Consider the following 1,320-nt stretch of genomic DNA (forward strand, 5'->3'; position numbering starts at 1 on the left):
AGCCGGCTGCACCTGCACGCGCTCAAGGGCTTCATCCCGCTCGGCGGCAACACCGTCTTCATCCGCACCGACGTGCTGCGGGAGGCGGGCGGCTGGGACGGGAACTGCCTCGCCGAGGACTGCGACCTCGGAGTGCGGCTGTCCAGCAAGGGCAAGCGCGTGGTCGTCGCGTACGACGCCGAGATGGTCACCCGCGAGGAGACACCTGGCACCCTGGTGAGCCTGCTCAAGCAGCGGACCCGATGGAACCAGGGCTTCCTTCAGGTCTACCGTAAGAAGGACTGGAAGCAACTGCCCACCCTGGGGCAGCGGATGCTCGCCCGCTACACCCTCATGACGCCGTTCTTCCAGGCGTTCACCGGGGTGATCATCCCGATCAACATCTGGGTGGCGCTCTTCGTCGACGTCCCGGTCGGCATCACGGTCGTCACCTTCCTGCCCGCGCTGACCGCCACCGTCACCTTCGTCTTCGAGATCGTGGGCCTGCACGACTTCGGCCGTCAGTACGCCCTGCGGGTGCGCCTGGTGCACTACGTCAAGCTCATCGTGGGCGGTCCCTTCTACCAGCTCCTCCTGGCCGGAGCCGCCACCCGTGCGGTGTGGCGCGAGAAGCGCGGCCGCAACGACTGGGAGCTGACCCGCCATGTCGGCGCCCACCTCGCCGAGGCGACCGGAGAGGACGTGCGCCGGTGACCGTCACCAGGTCCACCGCCACTCGACCCACTGCGGCTGTCCCCGCGCCGCGTACCGACGCACACCCCGTCGCGAAGAGCCCCGCTCCACGATTCCGCTTCCGCACCTCTGGCCCGGATCTTCTCCTGTGCGGCGTCCTGTTGACGGTGATCCTGACCGTCCAGGGCTGGAACATCACGCGCTTCCCGACCTTCAGCGACGACGAAGGTACGTACCTCGCGCAGGCCTGGTCGGTCCAGCAGGGCAGGGGGCTGGCCCACTACACGTACTGGTACGACCACCCGCCGGTCGGCTGGATCCAGATCGCGCTCATCACATGGCCGGCCTCGCTGATCGACCAGGACGCCATGACGGTGGTGACGATGCGTTACGCGATGCTGCTGGTAAGCGGGATGAGTGCGGTGCTGCTGTACGTGCTGGCGCGACGGCTTGGCCTGCCGCGCTGGGCGGCCGGGCTCGGCATGGCATTGTTCGGGCTGTCGCCGCTGGCGGTCGTGCTGCAGCGGGAGATCTTCCTCGACAACATCGCGGTGATGTGGATGCTGCTGGCGTTCTGCCTGGCCGCGTCCCCCAGCCACCATCTGTGGCACCACTTCGGGGCCGGGTTGGCCGCCGCCACCAGCGTCC

The 1,320-nt window shown here is 68.3% G+C and carries 2 protein-coding genes; both read left to right on the plus strand.

Annotated features, from left to right (window positions below; translation table 11 throughout):
• Positions 1-693, plus strand: a 693-nt coding sequence (locus tag VXC91_RS45745) for a glycosyltransferase family 2 protein (protein WP_329513233.1), incomplete at its 5' end; no start/stop codon positions are given.
• On the plus strand, positions 690-1,320 hold a 631-nt coding region (locus VXC91_RS45750), incomplete at its 3' end, for a phospholipid carrier-dependent glycosyltransferase (protein WP_329513234.1). The genes VXC91_RS45745 and VXC91_RS45750, both read left to right, overlap by 4 nt.

The organism is Streptomyces chiangmaiensis (genome assembly GCF_036281785.1).
GTDB lineage: Bacteria > Actinomycetota > Actinomycetes > Streptomycetales > Streptomycetaceae > Streptomyces > Streptomyces chiangmaiensis.